Below are 18,844 nucleotides of genomic sequence, written 5' to 3' on the forward strand. Positions count from 1 at the left end.
GGAATATGCGCGCAGCGATCTTCAGGAACGGCGAGATTGTCGTCGACCGGGTGCCCGAGCCGAAGCCCGGCGCCGGCCAGGTGCTGGTCAAATCGCTCGCCTGCGGCATCTGCGGTTCCGATCTGCACGCACGCAAGCATGCCCACCGCATGGTGGAGCTGAGCAAGTTCCTGCCCGGTCGCACGCCGATGGATCTGTCGCGCGACGTCGTGTTCGGCCATGAGTTCTGCTGCGAGGTCCTCGACTACGGCCCGAACACGACGCGCAAGCTGAAGCCCGGGACGAAAGTGTGCTCGCTGCCGGCGCTGCTGACGCCGGAGGGCCCGAAGGGCATCGGCTATTCCAACGATTATCTCGGCGGCTATGCCGAGCAGATGCTGCTCAGCGAGCCGCTGCTGCTCGAAGTGCCGAACGGGCTTGCGGCCGAGCACGCCGCGCTCACCGAACCGCTTGCGGTCGGCGTGCATGCGGTGGCGATGGCCAACATCCAGGGCGGCGAGGTGCCGTTGGTGATCGGCTGCGGACCGGTCGGGCTGGCGGTGATCGCGGCGCTGAAGATCAGGGGGCTCGGACCGATCGTTGCTGCGGATTATTCGCCGGCGCGGCGCCTGCTCGCCGAGAAGATGGGCGCCGATGTGGTGGTCGATCCCGCCAGGACGCAGCCCTATGCGAGCTGGGCCGAGCACGCCCAGATGACCGATGCGGAGAAGGCGGCGCGTCCGCCGATGCAGGCGCTGCTGCCGCCGCTGAAGCCTGCGCTGATCTTCGAATGCGTCGGCGTGCCCGGCGTGCTGCAGCAGGTGTTCGAGGGCGCCCCGCGCAGCGCCCGTATCGTCGTGGTCGGCGTCTGCATGGAGACCGACAAGTCCGAACCGATGCTCGGCATCATCAAGGAGCTCAACGTCCAATATGTGCTCGGCTACACGCCCGAGGAATTCGCCTATTCGCTGCGCCTGATCGCGGAAGGCCAGGTCGATGCCGCCTCGCTGGTCACTGGCCGCGTCGGCATCGACGGCGTCGCGCAGGCGTTTGCCGATCTCGCCAATCCCGAGGCGCACACCAAGATCCTGGTCGAGCCGTGGCGCTGATCTGGCGTTGAACGCGGCGCTAACCTGATGGCCAGGGGCGCGGTTTGCATTTCGTGACGCCGAATCTATAGTTCGCTGTCTCGTATCGCACTGACAGCACGCACCTCATGCGAATTTCGATCATCACGGGAGGCGGCTCCGGCATCGGCGCCGCAGTCGCGCGCCGGCTCGCCGGCCCCGCTCAATCCCTGATGCTGCACGGACAGGGCGTCGAGGCCGTCGGCCTCGCGCGGCTGAATTCGGTCGCGGAGGAATGCCGCAGCAAGGGCGCGAAGGTCGAGGTGAGCACCGGCGATCTCGCCAAAGCCGGCGCCGGCACCGCGCTGGTCGCGGCAACGCGGGCCGCGTTCGGTCCGATCGACGCCATCGTGCACGCCGCGGGTTTTGCCGACCGGCGCGAATTCTTAAGCCTGCCGCGCGAGGCGCTGGAGCGCGCCTTCGCGGTGATGGCGGCGGCCTTCCATGAAATCGCGGCGGCGGCGCTGTCTGACCTTACGCGCAGCGCGCAAGGCCGCGTTGTCGCGGTGTCGAGCTTCGGGCCGCATCGCTTCGTGCCCGGCGCCACCTATCCGGCATCGGCCGCCGCGAAGGCCGCGCTCGAGGTGCTGGTGAAGTCGCTCGCGATCGAGCTCGCCGCGTCAGGCGCCACCGCCAACGCCGTGATGCCGGGCTACACCCGCAAGGATCCCGGCCTGTTCGGCGCGCTTGATACCGCGACCTGGGAGAGCGTCGCAAAGGCCAATCCGATGCAGCGGCTGGCCGAGGCCGACGAGGTCGCGGCCGTCGTCGCCTTCCTGCTGTCGCCGGAAGCATGCCACGTCACTGGCGCGACGCTGCCGGTCGATGGCGGCCTGACCTTGATGTGACGCCATGAGCGAGGGCGAACCAACAGAGCAGGTCGATGTTGCGGTGGTCGGTGCCGGCATGGTCGGCGTCTCGGCGGGCCTCGCCGCGCAACAGCGCGGGCTCTCCGTCGTCGTCGTCGATCGCCGCGAGCCCGGCAGCGAAACCTCCTACGGCAATGCCGGCATCATCTCCTCGGGCTCGATCCTGCCGCTCAATACGCCGTCGCTGCTGAAGAACCTGCCGAAATATCTGACCAACGCGCATCCGGCGCTGCGCTGGAACATTGCGTGGGCGCTCGCCAATACCGGCTGGGTGATCCGCTTCCTCGCGGCGGCAACGCCGTCGCAGACCAAACCGCGCGCCGCCGCGCTGCACGGCCTGATCAGGACCTCGCTGAAGCTGCATCGCGACTGGATCGTGCAGGCCGGCGCCGGCCATCGCATCCGCGAAACCGGCTGGCTCAAGGCCTGGCGCAGCGACGGGCTCGCCGCCGCCCAGGCTGAGCAGGCAGCGCTCGCCGAGTTCGGCATCCGGAGCGAGGTGCTTGATCGGCAGGCGATCTCCGCGCTCGAGCCCAACATCATTCCTGCCTATAGCGTCGGCCTGCTGCACACGCAGACGGCATCGGTCGATTCACCCGGCGCAGTGGTCAAGGCCTACGCGCAGATGTTCGCCGCTGGCGGGGGCACGATCAGGCAATCCGGAATCCGGCGGATCGAGCCGCACGGCGACGGCTGGCGCGTGCAGCTCGCCGACGGCGAGATCGCCGCGCGCCATGTCGTGGTCGCGCTCGGGCCGTGGTCGGCCGAGCTGCTGCAGCCGCTCGGCTATCGCGTGCCGCTGGCGTTCGAGCGCGGCTATCATCAGCATTTCGTGCCGAACCCGGCACGCAAATTGCTGCGGCCGATCCATGATGCGGAGGGCGGCTTTCTGATGACGCCGATGGAGCAGGGCGTTCGCGTCACCAGCGGCGTCGAGCTCACTGCGCGCGATGCGCCGTCGAATTTTTCGCAGCTCGAGGCGGTGGTGCCGATGGCGCGCAGCGTGGTCGAATTCGGCGATGCGGTCGGCGAGCGCTGGCGCGGCGCGCGGCCGACGCTGCCCGACAGCCTGCCGATGATCGGCGCGGCGCCGCGACATCGCGGGCTCTGGTTCGCCTTCGGCAACCAGCATATCGGCTTCACCACCGGCCCCGGAACGGGCGCCGCAATTGCGGCGATGATCGCGGGCGATGCGCCGCCGTTCGAGGTGCGGGCATTTTCGCCCGCCCGGTATATCGCGTGACTCGCGCGAGACCGCCTGCAATGCTTGGCGATCAAGCGCGCGGCAACCGAGGGGCAGGATGAACTACGTCTGGGATTTCGGCATCCTTGCCAAGTACAGCCATCTGTTCTGGCTCGGGCTCGGCTGGACCATCGCCTACACGATCGGCACCATCATCCTCGGGACCCTGATCGGCTTGATCGTCGGCATGCTGCGGCTGCGGCGCATTCCCGCGATCGACTGGCTCCTGATCGCCTATATCGAATTGTTCCGCTGCACGCCGCTGCTGGTGCAGATCATCTGGTTCTACTACGCGTTTCCGGTCGTGATCGGCGTCAACATCCCGGCGCATGTCGCCGCCGTCAGCGTGCTGTCGCTCTATGGCGGCGCATTCTACGCCGAGATCGTGCGCGGCTCGATCGAGAGCGTGCCGATCGGGCAGTGGGACGCGGCGAAGGCGCTCGGCTTCCGCGGCTGGCGCCTGATGCGGCTCGTGATCCTGCCGCAGGCGCTGAAGCCGATGATGGCGCCCTATGTCAACCAGTCGGTCACGCAGCTCAAGAACACCTCGCTGGTCTCGATCATCGCGGTACCCGATCTCGTCTACAACGCGACCTTGATCAACGCCGACACCTACCGGCCGCTCGAGGTCTACACCATCGTGGCGCTGATCTATTTTGCGATCCTGTTCCCGTCGACGCTGGTGGCGAGGCGGTTGGAGCGCGGGCTGACCTACGACAAGGTGTGAGTTGCCTGACCTCTCCCGCTTGCGGGGGAGGTCGGATCGCATCGTTAGGTGCGATCCGGGTGGGGGCTCTCTCCATACATGGGGTGTCGCTTGTGGCGACACCCCCACCCCGGCCCTCCCCGCAAGCGGGAGAGGGAGATCACTGCCGTCTCGGCAATCGCCTCAGATACTCAACTCCACCGGTACATCCTCGGGCTTGACGCCGGCAAGGCCGAGGCCCTTGACGAACCATTCGCGCATCTGGCCGATGCCGCGGTTGTAGTCGATCCACACCGAGAGAAAATCGCGCCAGCGCTTGTCGGCTTCGCGCCGTACCGCCGTGCCGCTCGCGATCGTCACCGATGGCGAGGCCAGGATCTTGTAGGTGCCGAGGTTCGGGTTCTTGGCGATCGCGGTCAGCCCGAGCACCAGCGCGTTGACCACGCAATCGACGCGACCCGACGACATTTCCAGCATCACCTCGTCGCGCGACTTCAGCGACTTGATGGTGGCGTTCGGCGCAAAGCGGCGCGCCACCGCCTCGTTGGCCGAGCCGACGTCGACCGCGATCTTGACCTCGGGCTTGTTGATGTCGGCCCAGGTCTTGGCTTCCAGCCCCTTCCTCAGCATCGCGCCGAACGGATGAGGGAACACCAGATTGGTGAAATCGACCACCAGCGCGCGCTGCGGCGTCGGGTTGAGCGCGAAGCCGAGGTCGATCTTGTTGGCCTGCAGATCAAGGATTGAATTGCCGTAGGTCGACTCGACATATTCCAGCTTGACGTCGAGCAGTTTGGCCAGGTCGTTGGCCATCTCGATCGAGAAGCCGGACCAGGTGCCCGAGGCGAGGTCCTTGTTGAAATAGGGCAGTTCGCCCGGCAGCACCGCGATCCGCAGCACCTTGTTGGCCCGGATTCGATCCAGCGTGTTGTCGGCTGGCGTCTGCGCCGAGGCCGGCGTTGCCATCGCGGCCGCGAGCGCCGCGCCGCTGCCGATCCCGAGCGCATAGCGCAGCGCGTCGCGGCGATCTTCGGAGATTTTGATGTCGTCGGATTGAGTCAAGCGGGCCTCCCTGCACCAGATCGGGGGAAGCCTAGCGTCGGTATCCGGTGCCAGCAAGTGCGCGCGCCTGCACAGTGCGCGCGCCTGCACCATTGGTAGGCAAGGCGAGGGCGCGGTCGCCTACGTGCCGGACTTCACCTCTCCCGCTTGTGGGGGAGGTCGAATAAGCCGCGAACCGCGCCCTTAGGGGTTAGCAACGATAGGTCATGTTCGCCCCTGTGACCGAAGAAAAGAAAACGGCGGGGAAGCTCAGTTCGGCTACCCAATCGAGCACTTGGTTGTCTGTCTGGGTTTCTGGACTTGAAAGGTGTGGAAATTGAAAAAGCACCGTCCCGTGAATGTCCAAAAGAACGAGACGATCGATAACCCAAACATCACCGTCGTCGGTCGAGAAAAATTTTGCCAGCAATTCTGCTGTTCCGTCAGAACGAAGCCTGAGAGTGGGGCCGTTGTTCAGGGTGCCGTTCAAGAAGCCGGACAGCTTGCAATCGCCGTAACGAATAGGCGCGCTCCAACTGAGGTCAAGGGTTTGGATAGCATGTGTCGCAACACCCTTATAGCTTTCTGGCTGGTCGGTCGCCGAGCTTTTGCTTTCAAGATGTTCTTTCAACATAGCGTACGCCTCCTTCTAGCCCGCGAATTGCGAGCAACCTCTGGTTTAAAGGGAGGGCGCAAAAGGACCAGTGAGCTGCCTCACAATCTCCAATCGCGATTTAGTGATCCTCCCCGTAAGCGGGGGAGGACAGAGCGTGCTCGTGCCCAGAATCAATATCGTCCCGGCACGTACATCTCCTGCGGGATCGGGCCGCGGTGATAGTCCGGGTTGCGCACCCGCGGCGGCAGCACCACCGGCTGGTGGGTGACCGCCTGATAGGGGATCTGGCTCAAGAGATGCGAGATGCAGTTGAGCCGGGCGCGCTTCTTGTCGACTGCATCGACGATCCACCACGGCGAGTCCTGCAGGTGCGTGCGTTCCAGCATCGTTTCCTTGGCCTTGGTGTAGAGCTCCCAGCGGGTCCGCGCCTCGACGTCCATCGGGCTCAGCTTCCACTGCTTCAGCGGATCCTGGATCCGCATCGAGAAGCGGAACGCCTGTTCCTCGTCGCTGATCGAGAACCAGTATTTCAGGAGGACGGTGCCGGAGCGGATCAGCATGCGCTCGAATTCCGGCACCGAGTTGAAGAATTCCTCATACTGCTCGTCGCTGCAGAACCCCATCACCTTCTCGACGCCGGCGCGGTTGTACCAGCTGCGGTCGAACAGCACGATCTCGCCGCCGGCCGGCAGATGCGAGACATAGCGCTGGAAGTACCATTGCGTGCGCTCGCGCTCGTTCGGCGCCGGCAGCGCCGCGATCCGGCAGACCCGCGGGTTGAGCCGCTGGGTGATGCGCTTGATCACGCCGCCCTTGCCGGCGGAATCGCGGCCCTCGAACAGCACGACGACCTTCTTCTTCTCGTGCTGCACCCAGTCCTGCAGCTTGACCAGCTCGCCCTGCAGCCGCAGCAATTCGCGGAAATAGAACTTGCGGTCGATCGACGGCCTGCCGGCGGCGCCGTCATGGTCGAGCTCGTCGAGCCTCATGTCGTCGAGCTCGAGCTCGAGTTCCTCGTCGAGGCTGTCGGCCATCTCCTGATGGATGCGGGCGCGCAAGGCTTCATCCCGCAAGGCTTCGTCGGTGAGGGCGGAGGTCGTCATCAAGGTCCGTCTTTCAGTGTGTTAGATGGATCGGACGGCAGCATTGACGGGCGATGTTACCCCTCTATGACAATGCCGTGACCGCTGTTTCACGCCGCCGGGCGGACTGTGCTAACAAGCCGACAAAACCAAAAAGGGAGATGTGCCGATGATTTCACTCACGCCAAAAGACGTCCTGCCGGAGGACGGCACCGCCGGCACGCTGGTCGGGCGGGTCTGGCTGCCGCAGGCCGGCGGGCCGGCCGTCGTCGCGGTGCGGGCAGACGGTGTGTTCGATGTCACGGCGCGGTTCCCGACGGTGAGCGCGCTCTGCGAGGAAAGCGATCCCGCGGCCGCGCTGCGCGCCACGGGCGGCGAGCGGATCGGCGATTTCGAGGCGATCCTCGCCAACACCCCGCCCGACGGCCGCGACAAGGCCAGGCCGCACCTGCTGGCGCCGGTCGATCTCCAGGTGCTGAAGGCCGCCGGCGTCACCTTCGCGATCTCGATGCTGGAGCGCGTGATCGAGGAGCGGGCGCGCGGCAATCCGTCCTCGGCGGACGCGATCCGCAAGGAAGTGGTGCGCCTGGTCGGCGACGATCTCTCCAAGCTGAAGCCCGGCTCCGAGCAGGCGATGAAACTGAAGCAGGTGCTGATCGATCAGAATGCCTGGAGCCAGTATCTCGAGGTCGGCATCGGTCCCGACGCCGAAGTGTTCACCAAGGCGCCGACGCTATCCTCGGTCGGATCAGGCATGGATGCCGGGCTGCATCCGAAGTCGACCTGGAATAATCCGGAGCCGGAGGTCGTGCTTGTTGTCTCCGCCGCCGGCAAGATCGTCGGCGCCGCGCTGGGCAACGACGTCAATCTGCGCGACTTCGAGGGGCGCTCGGCGCTGTTGCTGTCGAAGGCCAAGGACAACAACGCGTCCTGCGCGATCGGCCCGCTGCTCCGGCTATTCGACCAGACCTTCTCGCTCGACGATGTCAGGAAGATGGATGTCGGCCTGACCGTGACTGGCGCAGACGGCTTCGTGCTCGAGGGCCATTCCTCGATCAGCAAGATCAGCCGCGACCCGACCGATCTGGTCGCCCAGACCATCGGCCCCGTGCATCAATATCCTGATGGATTTGCGCTGTTCCTCGGCACGATGTTCGCGCCGGTCAAGGATCGCGATGCCAAGGGTGAGGGTTTTACCCACAAGCGCGACGACATCGTGACCATCGCCGCACCACAGCTCGGCAAGCTGGTCAACCGGATGCGCAATAGCGACGAATGCGAGCCCTGGACCTTCGGCGTCGGTGCGCTGATGAAGAACCTCGCACAGCGCAAGGTGCTGTGAGGATCAGGACGGGGCGGCGAGTCCACTACCTCGGCCACTTCGTCGGCCGTGTGCGGCCTGTCGCGTGGCGGCAGGTCGGCGCTGGGTTGCGCCGACAATCCGGTGACGTTCAGCCGCCTCTCGCAGCGCGTTGAACGACGACGATGGTGACTGTGCCGAAGCGGCGGCGTTGTCGAACATGTTCAGAAACCTGCGCGGCAGATCGACCGTGTGGCGCAACTTGAGCGCGCTAAAACACGCGGAATTTGCCGCTTTTTCCTAGCTTTATGTGAACCAGTTCATCCTCGTTCGCGCCGGTCCGCTCCAGCATATTGGCTCGACGCGAACAGAAGGAATCGCGTACATGAGCGAGCAGCCATCAAACGGAATGCCCGATTGGCTCACCACCGATATGCTGGTCATTGCCGTATCACTGGCCATCATCGTGATTGGGATATGGATCGCGCCGTAGCCTGGTTGTCGCGGCGAGGCCGTCCAGCCGGGCAGGGCGCCAGCGGCAATCACTGAGTTGCCCGACGGCGCAAGCCTCTTTTGCAAAACGGAACGAGATGCAAAGCTCGGACGATTCACACACTCAGTGCCGTCCCTGCGAAAGCAGGGACCCATAACCCCAAATGCAAATTGTTAAGCGATGCTGCAACGGCGAGTCCCCCTCACAACAACTGCTGCGGCGTATGGGTCCCGGCCTTCGCCGGGACGACACTGTGGGGTTGGCGTCATTCGAGTGACCAACCAACGCCCTCACACCGGCAACGCCGTCGAATACTTCACCTGGCTCAGCGCAAAGCTCGACTCGATGGAGGCGATGCCGTCGAGCCGGGTCAGCTTGTTCTTCAGGAATGCCTCGTAGGAGGAAAGGTCGGCGGCGACGACGCGCAGCAGATAGTCGCGGTTGCCGGTCATCAGGTAGCATTCGAGCACCTCGTCCCATTTCGAGATCGCGCGCGCGAAGCGGTTGAGGTCTTCCTCCTTCTGCCGCGCCAGCTTGATCGAGATGAAGACGGAGACGTGCAGCCCGATCGACTTCTGGTCGACGGTTGCGATGTAGCGAGAGATCACGCCGCGCTCCTCGAGCAGCTTGACCCTGCGGTGGCAAGGCGACACCGACAGCCCGACCTTGTCGGCGAGTTCCTGCATGGTCATGCGGCTGTCGGTCTGGAGCAGACTCAGGATCTTGCGGTCGATGGCATCGAGGGCAGGCATTGGGATGAACTCGTCAGTTGAAGTCGGATCGTGGGAATTTATCCCAATTTTTGCTGTGCTGTCGCGTGGAATTGATATTTTCGCCGCCGCCTGCGGCAGTAACATTCCGGCATATCGCCCGGAGCATTGCCATGGGAATCGCGCCTGAACGCCTCGACATGCTGTCCGCCCTGGCCCGCAAGGTGCTGTGGCTGTCGTCGTGGACCATCCATCACGCCAACCATGTGCGGCCCTCTACCGACGGGTTGAAGGTCGGCGGCCACCAGGCCTCGTCGGCCTCGCTCGCCAACATCATGTCGGCGCTTTATTTCTCGGTGTTGCGCCCGCAGGACCGCGTCGCGGTGAAGCCGCATGCGAGCCCGGTGTTCCACGCCATCCAGTATCTGTTCGGCCACCAGACCCGCGACAAGCTGGAGAATTTTCGCGGCTACAAGGGCGCGCAGTCCTACCCCTCGCGCACCAAGGACAGCGACGACGTCGACTTCTCGACCGGCTCGGTCGGCCTCGGCGTCGCGCAGACATTGTTCGCCTCGCTGGTGCAGGACTACGTCAAGGCGCACGGCTGGCTGCAGGACCGGCCGGAGGGCCGCATGATCGCGCTGGTCGGCGACGCCGAGATGGACGAGGGCAACATCTTCGAGGCGCTGCTCGAAGGCTGGAAGCACGGCCTGCGCAACACATGGTGGGTGGTCGACTACAACAGGCAGTCGCTCGACGCCGTGGTGCGCGAGGGATTGTGGGCCAAGTTCGAGACCATGTTCCGCAACTTCGGCTGGGACGTGGTGATCGTGAAGTACGGCAAGCTGATGCTCGAGGCGTTCGCCGAGCCCGGCGGCGAAGCGCTGCGGCGCTGGATCGACAACTGCCCGAACCAGATGTACGCCGCGCTCTGCTTCCAGGGCGGCGCCGCGTTCCGCAAGCATCTGCGCGACGACATCGGCGACCAGGGCGAGGTGTCGGCGCTGATCGAGCGCCGCAGCGACGACGAGTTGCTGGCGCTGATGTCGAACCTCGGCGGCCACGACATGGCGAGCATGATCGAGGCCTTCGAGGCGATCGACCATGATCGGCCGGTCTGCTTCATCGCCTATACCATCAAGGGTGTCGGCCTGCCGATGCAGGGCCACAAGGACAACCACGCCGGCCTGATGACGGTCGCCCAGATGGAGAAATGGCGCGCCGCGCAGAATATCCGCCCCGGCCACGAGTGGGACAAGTTCGAGGGCCTGTCGCAGGAGCCTGCGGAGCTCGAGGCATTCCTCGCCGAGGCGCCGTTCAACCGCGAGGGGCGCCGCCGCCTGTCGGCGCCCGAAATTGATGTGCCGGAACGGCTGGCCTTCAAGGCCTCGGCGCAGATGTCGACGCAACAGGGTTTTGGTCTCGTGCTGCACGAGCTGGCGCGCGGTGATAGCGAACTCACCTCGCGCATCGTCACCGCATCGCCCGATGTCACCGTGTCGACCAATCTCGGCGCCTGGGTCAACCGCCGCGGCCTGTTCGCGAAGGCGGAGAACCACGACTTGTTCCGGCAGGAGAAGATCCCGTCCGCCTACACCTGGGAATATTCGCCGAAGGGACAGCACCTCGAGCTCGGCATCGCCGAGATGAATCTGTTCATCATGCTGTCGGCGCTCGGCCTGTCGCACCAGATCAACGGCGCGCGGCTGTTGCCGGTCGGCACGCTGTACGATCCCTTCATTGAACGCGGCCTCGATGCGCTGAACTATGCCTGCTACCAGGATGCCCGCTTCATGGTGGCGGCGACGCCGTCGGGCATCTCGCTGGCGCCGGAAGGCGGCGCGCATCAGTCGATCAAGACGCCCTTGATCGGGATCGGGCAGGACGGGCTCGCCTCGTTCGATCCGGCCTTCGTCGATGAACTTGCCGTGATCATGGGCTGGGGCTTTGGCCACATGCAGCGCGAGGGTGCCGAGGGTGGTTCGGTTTACTTGCGACTCTCGACCCGTACGCTGGAGCAGCCGCAACGGATCATGACCCCGGACCTGCAGCGCGACATCACCGACGGCGCCTATTGGATGCGCAAGCCGGGCCCGAACTGCGACATCGTCATTGCGTATACTGGCACCGTCGCGCCGGAGGCAATCGAGGCGGTCGGCCTGATCGGCGAGAGCCACCGCGACGTCGGTCTGCTGGCGGTCACCTCCGCCGACCGGCTCTATGCGGGTTGGTCCGCCGCGCGGAATTTGCGCCGCGACCGCCGCGGCGCGCAGCATTTGAGTCATATCGAGCGCATGCTGGCGCCGCTCGGCCGCGACTGCGGCATTGTGACCGTGATCGACGGCCATCCGGCAACGCTCGGCTGGCTCGGCAGCGTGCGCGGCCACCGTGTCGAGGCGCTCGGTGTCGAGCATTTCGGCCAGACCGGCACGATCGGCGACCTCTACCGCCACTACGGCATCGACGCCAACGCCATCATCGACGCGGCGGAAAGCGTCTCGGTCGGCGCCCCGGTGCGGCATCGCAAGATGGCGGTGTAGCCACATCGTCGTCCCGGCGAAGGCCGGGACCCATTACCACAACTGGCAGCAAGTAAACGCGACTCGTTCTAACAGCACCCTTTACCAATTGCCGGCGGAGTTTATGGGCCCCGGCCTTCGCCGGGGCGACGAGACCAACCTTGCCACCTGCGCGATAGCGACATTATATGCTGTTCGCGCGCACGAGCCGCGTCCCGCATATGGCGGGTTCAATTCGCCGGGCTTTCGTGCAAGGATGCCTGCCGAACGCTTTCGTTCCCCATTCCATACGCCCCGTACAAGAGGTTTCCGATGGTCAATCGCATGCAATTCTACATCGACGGCGCCTGGGTCGATCCCGTCGTCAAAGGCAAGTCCACCCCGGTCGTCAATCCGGCGACCGAAGAAGCGATGTATGAGATTGCGCTCGGCTCCAAGGCCGATGTCGACAAGGCAGTCGCCGCCGCCAAGCGCGCCTTCGAGACCTTTTCCCGGACCAGCCGCGAGGAGCGCGTCGCGCTGCTCACCAAGATCGTCGAGGTCTACAAGGGCCGCATGAAGGAGATCGGCGCGGCCGTCTCCGACGAAATGGGCGCGCCGTTGCCGATGGCCGAGAAGCTGCAGGCCGGCGCCGGCCTTGGCCACCTCATGAACACCCTCGAAGTGCTGAAGAAGTACGAGTTCGAGGAGACCATGGGCACCGCCGTGATCGTGCGCGAGCCGGTCGGCGTCGTCGGCATGATCACGCCCTGGAACTGGCCGCTCAACCAGATCGCCTGCAAGGTCGCGCCCGCGCTTGCCGCCGGCTGCACCATGATCCTGAAGCCGTCGGAGTTCACTCCGACCTCGGCGCTGATCTTCGCAGAAATCCTCCATGAAGCCGGCGTGCCGAAGGGCGTGTTCAACCTGCTCAACGGCCTCGGCCCGGAGGTGGGTGCCGCGATGAGCGAGCACCCGGACATCGACATGATCTCGTTCACCGGTTCGACCCGCGCCGGCGTCGACGTCGCCAAGCGTGCGGCGCCGACCGTGAAGCGCGTCAGCCAGGAGCTCGGCGGCAAGTCGCCGAACGTGATCCTCGACGGTGCCGACCTGACCAAGGCGGTGACCGGCGGCGTGATGCACATGTTCAACAACTCGGGCCAGTCCTGCAACGCGCCGTCGCGCATGATCGTGCCGCTCTCCAAGATGAAGGAAGTGGCCGCCATCGCGAAGGGCGTTGCCGACAAGACCAAGGCCGGCGATCCGCGTGCCGACGGCACGACGATCGGTCCGGTGGTCAACCGCGGCCAGTGGGACAAGATCCAGGCGCTGATCCAGAAGGGCATCGACGAGGGCGCAACGCTCGTCGCCGGCGGCCCGGGCCTGCCCGAGGGCGTCAACAAGGGCTTCTATGTCCGTCCGACCATCTTCGCCGACGTCACCAACGACATGACGATCGCCCGCGAAAGAGATCTTCGGACCGGTGCTGACCATCCTCGGCGCCAAGGACGAAGCTGACGCGGTGAAGATCGCCAACGACACGCCGTATGGTCTCGCCGGTTACGTCTCCGCCGACACCGTGGAAACCGCGCGCCGCGTCGGCCGCCAGATCCGCGCCGGCAACGTCAACCTGCAGGGCGTGCCGAACGAGCGCACCGCGCCGTTCGGCGGCTACAAGCAGTCCGGCAACGGCCGCGAGTGGGGCCGCTACGGTCTGGAAGAATATCTCGAGGCCAAGGCGGTCGCCGGCTACAACGCCGCGTAAGCCGAGCCACGAGAGACGCGACTTTTGGCGCCGGGGCAGGCAACTGCTCCGGCGTTAGCCATTTTGGGGGCGCAAGGTCTTGAAGAGTGCGAATCTTGCGAAGATGAAGGTTGCAGTCTCGCCGTCATTGCGAGCGAAGCGAAGCAAAGCAATCCATCTCTCCTCACGGGCGGACAGATGGATTGCTTCGTCGCTTCGCTCCTCGCAATGACGGCCGGGCTAACCGCCGAGCGCGCCTTGGGTGTTGACGTAGAGCGCATAGATCGACTGGCTCGCCGCCATGAACAGGCGGTTGCGCTTGACGCCACCGAAGCAGAGGTTGGCGCAGCGCTCCGGCAGCGCGATGCGGCCGATCATGACGCCGTCGGGCGCGAACACGACGACGCCGTCGAGTTCGGGATCACCCATGCCCCAGCCGCACCACAGATTGCCGTCGATGTCGCAGCGCATGCCGTCGGGCGTGCCCGGGCCGGCGTCGATGAAGACGCGCTTGTTGGAGATCGTCTTGCCGTCGGCTGCGACGTCATAGGCGAGGATCTTGCGGTTCGGCTCGCCGCGGGATTCGACGACGTAGAGGATGTTCTCGTTCGGCGAGAAGCACAGCCCGTTCGGCCCCAGCACGCCCTCGGCGACGATGGTGGCCTTGCCGGTTTCGGGATCGAGCCGGTAGACGTTGGGCTCGATCTCGGGATCGGCCTTGTAGCCTTCGTAGTTGCCGAGCAGGCCGAAGATCGGATCGGTGAACCAGATCGAACCGTCGGATTTCACCACGACGTCGTTCGGCGAGTTCAGCCGCTTGCCGCCGAAGGAGTCGATCAGCACCGTGATCGATCCGTCATATTCGGTGCGCACCACGCGGCGGCCGCCATGCTCGCAGGTGATCAGCCGGCCCCGGCGATCGCGGGTGTTGCCGTTGGCGAAGTTCGACGGCTTGCGGAAGATGCTGACCGCGCCGGTCTCTTCCTCCCATTTGAGGATGCGCTGGTTCGGGATGTCGCTGCACAACAGATAGCGGCCGTCGCCGAACCACACCGGACCTTCGGCCCAGCGCAGGCCGGTCGCGATGCGCTCGACGGCGGAGAGTTTCAGCCAGTATTTCTCGAAACGCGGATCGAGCGCGCGGATCGCGGGATCGGGATAGCAGGTCGCGGGACGCCAGCCGGCGGAATGAACATCGGACATTTGCTGTTCTCGTTGTTGTGTTTCGATGGTGTTTCCTTGAGCGCCCGGTTTGCTATCATTGTCGGCCTGCGACCGCAATTCGATCGCAGCAATCAGGAAAGAAGAGGGACGGCATGCCACGCATATTGATGACCGGCGCATCGGGGGGAATCGGAACGAGCCTGCGCAAGCTGTTGCCGCCGATCTATCCGGATCTCCTGCTGAGCGATATCAAGCAGCCCTCCGATCTCGGCAGCAACGAAAAGTTCAAGGCGGCCGATCTCGCCGACCTTGCGCAGGTCGAGGCGATCTGCGAGGGCGTCGACGGCATCCTGCATTTCGGCGGCTATTCGGTCGAAGGCCCCTGGGACGCGATCCTGCAGTCCAACATCATCGGTTGCTACAATCTGTTCGAGGCGGCGCGCAAAAAGGGCGTCAAGCGCGTGATCTTCGCCTCATCCAATCACGCGGTCGGGTTCTATCCGCGTCATCACCGCATCGGCACCGACGTCACCGCGCGGCCGGACAGTCGCTATGGTGTGAGCAAGGTGTTCGGCGAAGGCGTCGGCGCGCTCTATGCCGACAAGCACGGCATCAAGGTCACGTGCCTCCGGATCGGCAATTTCGGCGAGGCGCCGCTCGACCACCGCAGGCTCTCGATCTGGCTCAAGCCGGAAGACCTCGTGCAGCTCTGCCGCATCGGGCTCGAGCATCCCGACATCCATTTCGAGGTGCTGTACGGCGCGTCCTACAATGAGCGCTCGTGGTGGGACAATCACTGCGCCTACGATCTCGGCTATCGTCCGACCGGAAGGGCTGAAGATTTCCGCGAGCACGCGATGGCCGAGCAGGCCAAGCTGCCGCCGGATCCGGTCGGCGACTATTACCAGGGCGGCGCGTTCTGCAGCATGGAGTTCGACGGCGACAAGGAGAGGGTGATCGACTGGAAGAAGTGATCAATCCTCGCATTGCGGCAGTTGCTTCACGGATTCGGTGTGCTGCTGCGCCTCCTTCGAACCTTGCCCGGATGTCTTGGGCGGGCTGCCGGGCCCGTCAAAGGTCTCGGCGAAGTGCGTGAGGGGAAAGGCGAGGCTTATGGTCTGCCCGGTGAGGTTCTTGGCTTCGACAGCGATCGTCTGCGCGTGCTTCAGCCGCTCGATCATTTCGCCGTCGGCCTCGAGCGTGCCGCCGCAGCCGAGCGTGTAACAATGCGGCCTCGCGATCTGGATCGGCTCGTCCTGATCGATGCGGAGGCTGATCGTGCCTTCCAGCATGGTCCGCGTTCCGACATTGGCGCTCACGATCGCGCGCTTGCTACTCTGCGGCGAGACGCTGAGTGTGCCGCCCGATGGTGAACACTGACCGCGCGCGGCGGCGCCGACGAAGCAGCTCGCCTCTGTCAGGCACGTCTTGGTCCAGGGCTCGTAGGTGAGCTGCGTCGCGCGCGGATCGGCCGCTTCGCCGACGCCGCCGAGCGCAAGCTGCACGGTGAACGATCCAAGGAATATAGCCACATAGCGCATCGCCGTCTCCTTCACGAGGAGGCCGCGTATCGCGCTATTGCGGCTTTTTGTCGTTGGAGATGCGGACGAGATAATCCGCCTTGCTGTACTGCATGTGATCGACGCAAAGCTGCGCCAGCGCCCAGCTGTCGCGGCCCTTCAAGAGCTCGATCATCAATTCGTGCTGGCGGCGCGACAATGCGAGGCCCTCGCTGTCGGCGAGATTCTTGGCGCGCATCGGCAGCGTCAGGTTCATGTAGTCCTGCAATGAGCGGACGAGGTAAGGATTGCCGCAGGCGGAAAACAGCGCGAGGTGGAACGCATCGTTGGTCTCGTGAATGCCGCGCATGTCCTGCGCCTCGGCCTTGATGCAGTAGTGCCGTTGCAGCTCGCTCAACTGGTCGATCAGGCTTTGCGGCGCGGGCAGGGCGATCATCAGCGCGGCCTGCCGCGTCAGCATCTCGCGCACCTCATAGATCTGCCGCACTTCCTCGGCCGAATAGAACCGCACCGTGGCGCCGACATTCTTCTCGCGCAGCACGATGCCCTGGCGCTCGAGCTGGAACAGGGCCTGGCGGACGAAATGCCGGCTCGCGCCGTAGCGCTGCATCAGGTTATCCTCGACCAGGCGCAAACCGGGCGCGAAGCGGCCGAAGATGATGTCCTCCTCCAGCCGGCGGATCACCTCCGCTTGTTCCTCCTCGCGCGAGGGGGCCTGGAGTTCGGGCAATGTGGGCTCGGCTGTCATGCGCTCTCGGCTTTGGATCGGTGCCTGAGGTCAGCATAGCGCCACGGTTATTGTCAATAATGGGGGCGATTTTGCCGCGGACCAGCCACCCGCCGCGACCGGATTATCTCATATTGACAATAATTCCTGCCGCTCCTTAAGTGCGGCCGAACAACCACGGGACGAGAAGAAAATGGCCGACGGACTTCGCAAGGGACTGACAAGCTATGGTGACGCCGGCTTCTCGCTGTTCCTGCGCAAGGCCTTCATCAAGGCGATGGGTTATTCGGACGATGCGCTCAATCGCCCGATCGTCGGCATCACCAACACCTACAGCGACTACAATCCCTGCCACGGCAACGTGCCTGACATCATCGAGGCCGTGAAGCGCGGCGTGATGCTGTCGGGTGCGATGCCGTTCGTGTTCCCGACCATCTCGATCGCCGAGAGCTTTGCGCATCCGACCTCGATGTATCTGCGCAACCTGATGGCGATGGATACCGAGGAGATGATCCGCGCCCAGCCGATGGATGCGGTGGTCGTGATCGGCGGCTGCGACAAGACCTTGCCGGCGCAGATCATGGCCGCGATCAGCGCCGATCTGCCGACCGTGGTGATTCCGGTCGGCCCGATGGTGGTCGGCCATCACAAGGGCGAGGTGCTCGGCGCCTGCACGGACTGCCGCCGGCTGTGGGGCAAGTATCGCGCCGGCGAGATCGACGACAACGAGATCGAGGCGGTGAACGGCCGCCTCGCGCCCTCGGTCGGCACCTGCATGGTGATGGGCACTGCCTCCACCATGGCCTGCATCACCGAGGCGCTCGGCCTGTCGCTGCCGATGAGCGCGACGATCCCGGCGCCCCATGCCGAACGCTTCCGCTCCGCCGAGGCCAGCGGCCGCGTCGCCGCCGAGATGGCGAAGACCAAGGGACCGAAGCCGAGCGAGATCCTGACGCCGTCCTCGTTCCGCAACGCCCAGGTCGTCATGCAGGCGATCGGCGGCTCGACCAATGGGCTGATCCATCTCACGGCGATCGCCAACCGCTCGCCGCACAAGATCGACCTCGAGGCGTTCGACAAGCTCGGCCGCGAGGTCCCCGTGCTGGTCGACCTCAAGCCGTCGGGCGAACACTACATGGAGCATTTCCATCACGCCGGTGGCGTGCCGAAGCTGATGGCACAGCTCGGCGACCTGATCGATCTCGATGCCAAAACCATCACCGGCCAGACCTTGCGCGAGGTCGTCGCCAATGCCGAGGATGTGCCGGGGCAGGACGCGATCCGCTCCAAGGCGAACCCGATCAAATCCGAAGGCGCGATGGCGATCCTGCACGGCAATCTCGCGCCGCGCGGTGCCGTCATCAAGCAGTCGGCGGCGAGCCCGAAACTATTGCAGCACACCGGCCGCGCCGTGGTGTTCGAATCGGTCGAGGACATGACGCTGCGGGTCGACGATCCCGCGCTCGATGTCACCGCCGACGACGTGCTGGTGTTGCGCAATGCCGGCCCGAAGGGCGCGCCGGGCATGCCGGAGGCGGGTTACCTGCCGATCCCGAAGAAACTCGCGCGCGCCGGCGTGAAGGACATGGTCCGCATCTCCGATGCGCGGATGAGCGGCACCGCGTTCGGCACCATCGTGCTGCACATCACGCCGGAATCCGCGGTCGGCGGTCCGCTCGGGCTGGTGCGGAACGGCGACATGATCCGGCTCGATGTCGTCAAGCGCAGCATCGATCTGTTGGTCGACGAGGCCGAATTGCAGAAGCGCCGCGACGCGCTCGCGCCGGCCGGTTCGCCCGATTGGGCCAAGCGCGGCTACGCGCATCTCTTCAACGACACCATCCTGCAGGCCGATGAGGGCTGCGATTTCGACTTCATGCGCGCCAAGGGGAAGTAGCTTGCAAAGTTCGGCGCATCTGCTGAATTGTCGATAATTTCTGCGATGTGGTGCTCGTTGTCGCCTACGACGAGCTGATTGCCTCTGTTTTATTGACAATCCTGCGCGACTGGTGGGATGATCCC

At 64.8% G+C, this 18,844-nt stretch carries 15 protein-coding genes and 1 pseudogene; 9 read left to right on the plus strand and 7 right to left on the minus strand.

The window, feature by feature from the left end; genetic code table 11:
• Positions 1 to 5: 5 nt before the first annotated feature.
• The 4 genes from ACVMB1_RS04780 (at position 6) to ACVMB1_RS04795 (ending at position 3,945) form a co-directional block, all read left to right on the plus strand.
• Complete coding sequence (locus ACVMB1_RS04780; protein WP_456814113.1) at positions 6 to 1,088, plus strand: zinc-binding dehydrogenase; 1,083 nt, start codon at positions 6 to 8, stop codon at positions 1,086 to 1,088.
• A gap of 107 nt (positions 1,089 to 1,195) precedes the next feature.
• Positions 1,196 to 1,954 (plus strand): SDR family NAD(P)-dependent oxidoreductase, encoded by a 759-nt coding sequence (locus ACVMB1_RS04785; protein ID WP_456814114.1) that lies wholly within the window; start codon positions 1,196 to 1,198, stop codon positions 1,952 to 1,954.
• Between the two features lie 4 nt (positions 1,955 to 1,958).
• Positions 1,959 to 3,218: an NAD(P)/FAD-dependent oxidoreductase gene (locus tag ACVMB1_RS04790; RefSeq protein WP_456814115.1), complete on the plus strand. Its 1,260-nt coding sequence runs from the start codon at positions 1,959 to 1,961 to the stop codon at positions 3,216 to 3,218.
• Positions 3,219 to 3,276: 58 nt separating this feature from the next.
• Positions 3,277 to 3,945, plus strand: a complete 669-nt coding sequence (locus ACVMB1_RS04795) for an amino acid ABC transporter permease (RefSeq protein WP_456848304.1) — start codon at positions 3,277 to 3,279, stop codon at positions 3,943 to 3,945.
• Positions 3,946 to 4,107: 162 nt separating this feature from the next.
• Here the strand turns inward: ACVMB1_RS04795 and ACVMB1_RS04800 are convergent, their stop codons facing one another.
• The 3 genes from ACVMB1_RS04800 to ppk2 form a co-directional block, all read right to left on the minus strand.
• The gene (locus tag ACVMB1_RS04800; RefSeq protein ID WP_057017505.1) at positions 4,108 to 4,986 is read right to left on the minus strand and encodes a transporter substrate-binding domain-containing protein; all 879 of its coding nucleotides are present in this window, start codon (positions 4,984 to 4,986) and stop codon (positions 4,108 to 4,110) included.
• A 190-nt stretch (positions 4,987 to 5,176) separates the two neighbouring features.
• Positions 5,177 to 5,599: a DUF6294 family protein gene (locus tag ACVMB1_RS04805; protein WP_028331873.1), complete on the minus strand. Its 423-nt coding sequence runs from the start codon at positions 5,597 to 5,599 to the stop codon at positions 5,177 to 5,179.
• A gap of 152 nt (positions 5,600 to 5,751) precedes the next feature.
• A complete protein-coding gene (gene ppk2, locus ACVMB1_RS04810) occupies positions 5,752 to 6,684 on the minus strand; it encodes a polyphosphate kinase 2 (protein WP_456814117.1) in 933 nt (310 codons plus the stop codon).
• A gap of 148 nt (positions 6,685 to 6,832) precedes the next feature.
• Between ppk2 and ACVMB1_RS04815 the strand changes: the two genes are divergently transcribed.
• Positions 6,833 to 8,005 (plus strand): fumarylacetoacetate hydrolase family protein, encoded by a 1,173-nt coding sequence (locus ACVMB1_RS04815; RefSeq protein ID WP_229190791.1) that lies wholly within the window; start codon positions 6,833 to 6,835, stop codon positions 8,003 to 8,005.
• Positions 8,006 to 8,746: 741 nt separating this feature from the next.
• Here ACVMB1_RS04815 and ACVMB1_RS04820 read toward each other — a convergent pair.
• Entirely contained in the window at positions 8,747 to 9,208 is a 462-nt protein-coding gene (locus ACVMB1_RS04820; protein WP_016841346.1) for an Lrp/AsnC family transcriptional regulator, read from the minus strand.
• A gap of 131 nt (positions 9,209 to 9,339) precedes the next feature.
• Here ACVMB1_RS04820 and ACVMB1_RS04825 point away from each other — a divergent pair, with 131 nt between their 5' ends.
• Together ACVMB1_RS04825 and ACVMB1_RS04830 are read left to right on the plus strand one after the other, a co-directional pair.
• Positions 9,340 to 11,706: a transketolase gene (locus ACVMB1_RS04825; RefSeq protein ID WP_456814118.1), complete on the plus strand. Its 2,367-nt coding sequence runs from the start codon at positions 9,340 to 9,342 to the stop codon at positions 11,704 to 11,706.
• Between the two features lie 291 nt (positions 11,707 to 11,997).
• A pseudogene (locus tag ACVMB1_RS04830) lies at positions 11,998 to 13,432 on the plus strand (aldehyde dehydrogenase family protein).
• A 219-nt stretch (positions 13,433 to 13,651) separates the two neighbouring features.
• On the opposite strand, the gene ACVMB1_RS04835 reads toward ACVMB1_RS04830, so the two are convergent.
• Positions 13,652 to 14,614 (minus strand): SMP-30/gluconolactonase/LRE family protein, encoded by a 963-nt coding sequence (locus ACVMB1_RS04835; RefSeq protein ID WP_168857809.1) that lies wholly within the window; start codon positions 14,612 to 14,614, stop codon positions 13,652 to 13,654.
• Between the two features lie 113 nt (positions 14,615 to 14,727).
• On the opposite strand from ACVMB1_RS04835, the gene ACVMB1_RS04840 reads away from it, so the two are divergent.
• Positions 14,728 to 15,549 carry an NAD-dependent epimerase/dehydratase family protein gene (locus ACVMB1_RS04840; RefSeq protein ID WP_316397727.1) on the plus strand — a complete coding sequence of 274 codons (822 nt, stop codon included), beginning with the start codon at positions 14,728 to 14,730 and terminating at the stop codon, positions 15,547 to 15,549.
• Here ACVMB1_RS04840 and ACVMB1_RS04845 read toward each other — a convergent pair whose 3' ends face one another.
• Together ACVMB1_RS04845 and ACVMB1_RS04850 are read right to left on the minus strand one after the other, a co-directional pair.
• Positions 15,550 to 16,116 carry an invasion associated locus B family protein gene (locus tag ACVMB1_RS04845; protein WP_141340326.1) on the minus strand — a complete coding sequence of 189 codons (567 nt, stop codon included), beginning with the start codon at positions 16,114 to 16,116 and terminating at the stop codon, positions 15,550 to 15,552.
• A gap of 34 nt (positions 16,117 to 16,150) precedes the next feature.
• On the minus strand, positions 16,151 to 16,843 hold the full coding sequence (locus tag ACVMB1_RS04850) for a GntR family transcriptional regulator (RefSeq protein ID WP_057017495.1): 693 nt from the start codon (positions 16,841 to 16,843) through the stop codon (positions 16,151 to 16,153).
• A 172-nt stretch (positions 16,844 to 17,015) separates the two neighbouring features.
• Between ACVMB1_RS04850 and ACVMB1_RS04855 the strand changes: the two genes are divergently transcribed.
• Positions 17,016 to 18,719, plus strand: a complete 1,704-nt coding sequence (locus tag ACVMB1_RS04855) for an IlvD/Edd family dehydratase (RefSeq protein WP_456848306.1) — start codon at positions 17,016 to 17,018, stop codon at positions 18,717 to 18,719.
• Positions 18,720 to 18,844 lie beyond the last annotated feature (125 nt).

The sequence above is a fragment of the Bradyrhizobium sp. USDA 4504 genome, from assembly GCF_054063995.1.